The following is a 1,654-nucleotide window of genomic DNA, read 5'->3' as shown; positions in this document are numbered from 1 at the left end:
TGTTATTTGAGTGTCAGTTGAATTCATTATGGATGTCTCTATAACGAGAGAGATTAAAATGGATTAAATAATTGGAGAGAGTTAAGCTACGCTAAAAACTGATGACAAAACTGGGACGAAAACTTGGTCTGCCATCTATTAGTATATCTTAAAAAAACACAGTGACTCAATTACCTGAAGCAAAAGATGGACTGACTCCACGACCGTGGCATTTCCTGTCCTCACGATAATCGTGGATAACTATATTATCCATGAAAGCCAGGAAACACAGCGTTGGTTGAAGGAGAATCTGAAATTCAGGATAATTTATCACCAGTAAACTCGCCGCGGATGAACTACGTGGAACGATTATGGCAGGGGGTACAACACAATAATCCGGAATCATCAGTGTCGTTCATTGTGGCAGTTGCTGAAAAGGGTACGACACTTTATGGAAACCACCAGACTATTTCCCGGAGGAATACATGGTCTGGAAAAAGTGGAACCGTATTAGGTGCAACTATTTAGCAGGGACAAGTCGTGCGATTACTCCGGCAAACGGAACAAAAAATCTTATATCAAAGTTAGTATTACACACGCCGTTGATATTGATGTCATGGATGTGATTACTGAAAAAATGATATTTAGCTTATCCCTACCAGCCTGCCATAATTATGTCACTGGCCTGATGTCCTTTTTGTTGATGATAGTACGCCAGCAGGTGATTTATGATACTGAATAAAAAGAGCGCCTGCTCTAACGGAACAGAGTTTGTTGCGACAGATGACATTTATTTTCCCATCTATATTTACTGTTATTAACCTATGTACATGATGTATATTATTGTTTCATTTAACAGCAAATGCCCATCTAACAAAGGTGGTTACCTGGAGGTCTGCGAGAGGGATCCACTCCCGCACTTTACTAAGAGAGTAGAAAGATGGAGATGGTGCCTAAGCACGCCCATTTTATCCTGGGGCAAGATTTCATAAGAAAAGTAAGTGGCAACACGGAAATTATAAGTACCGAAAGTTAATATAATCACCTGAGATACGCAGGTTAATATGGGAATCATATAATATACGTCAGAAATGGAGTTTTTATGAATTTGCTCATATCGAAACGATTACAATATTTTATTACAGCTATGGAAACAAAATGTATTAACGAGGCCGCAGATCAACTTTGCATCACTCGTTCGCCATTAGGTCGAGTATTATATGAAATGGAAGGGCATATTGGGGATAAACTATTTAATCGTAGTTATAATAACCTGGAGCCGACATCTGTGGCTTATGCTTTGTATGATAAAGTAAAACCACACTATGATGCATTATGCGCAGCAGAGCATGAGTTTATTAAAAATATCGACAAAAACATTCTTGAGCTGATATTTGATATCAGCATACCTTATATTATTTTTCAATTTTTCTCTAAGCGATTTGCAACTCTCAAATACCCTGTAAATTGTAGGCGGGCATCCATATCTGCCAGTGAGACATTATCGCTATCCACAAAACCAAATACGGCTATTTTTACACTAAGACAGATCTACCAGAATGATTCGTTTCACACTTACTCATTGGGAGAGGAGTCATTAATTGCGCTTCTGCCGAAAAATATCGCAGAGGAAAGCTTCAATCATATTGATGCTGCAGCAAATATAACACTGTAT

General features: G+C 38.4%; 1 protein-coding gene and 1 pseudogene. Both read left to right on the top strand.

All coding sequences use genetic code 11. From position 1 onward, the window contains the following. Positions 1-220 precede the first annotated feature (220 nt). Positions 221-493: pseudogene (locus NNO04_RS22400) on the top strand (transposase); the annotation flags it as partial. 588 nt (positions 494-1,081) lie between these two features. Further along, positions 1,082-1,654, top strand: a 573-nt coding sequence (locus NNO04_RS22395; protein ID WP_271446516.1) for a LysR family transcriptional regulator, incomplete at its 3' end; no start/stop codon positions are given.

This window comes from Citrobacter sp. Awk 4 (assembly GCF_028069725.1).
GTDB lineage: Bacteria > Pseudomonadota > Gammaproteobacteria > Enterobacterales > Enterobacteriaceae > Citrobacter_D.
The sequence above is the reverse complement of the archived record's forward strand: the minus strand, read 5'-3'. Positions and strand labels throughout refer to the sequence as shown.